This window comes from Fictibacillus nanhaiensis (assembly GCF_036213205.1).
Classification (GTDB): Bacteria; Bacillota; Bacilli; order Bacillales; family Fictibacillaceae; genus Fictibacillus; species Fictibacillus nanhaiensis_E.
In genome coordinates this window covers 1-620 of sequence record NZ_JARMFC010000049.1, presented here as the reverse complement: position 1 = coordinate 620, position 620 = coordinate 1, and the positions used below count along the sequence as shown (strand labels likewise).

1 protein-coding gene is annotated in these 620 nt (G+C 41.8%); it reads right to left on the bottom strand.

The features are described from left to right. The coding region (locus P4V41_RS21605; RefSeq protein WP_328087296.1) for an aspartate kinase at positions 1-620 on the bottom strand (620 nt) is incomplete at both ends.

Below are 620 nucleotides of genomic sequence, written 5' to 3'. Positions count from 1 at the left end.
CCCGTTATGATTGATTCTTGAACGTCTTTACCAGCAGGTCCTTTAACCGCTGATGTAACAAGCGTTCCTGGAAGATCTGAATATGTTGAACGAATTCGTAACGGGATCTTGGCTTGCATGGCAATCTCTACAGCACGAGGATGAATGACTTTTGCTCCTTGATAAGCCATGTTGCAGATTTCAGCATATGTTACGACAGATAACGGTCTTGCATCTTTAACAAGTCTAGGGTCAGCAGTCATCACCCCTTCTACATCTGTAAAAATATCAATAAACTCAGCTTCTAAAGCAGCACCTAATGCCGACGCACTTGTGTCGCTTCCACCTCTACCAAGTGTTGCGATATCCCCAGATTGGGATTGTCCCTGAAAACCTGCAACGACTACTACTTGATGGTTTTCAAGTTCTGACTTTATCCGATCTACTTTCATATCTACAATTCTAGCATTAGAGTAGTCATCGTTCGTTCTGAACCCTGCTTGGGGACCTGTTAAGGCTACAGATGAAAGACCAGTTGTATTTAACAATCCAGAAAATACGACGGATGATATGATTTCTCCGCAAGACAACAAGAGATCTTGTTCTCTGTTAGATATTTTATTTTTATCTCCTACAAGGCT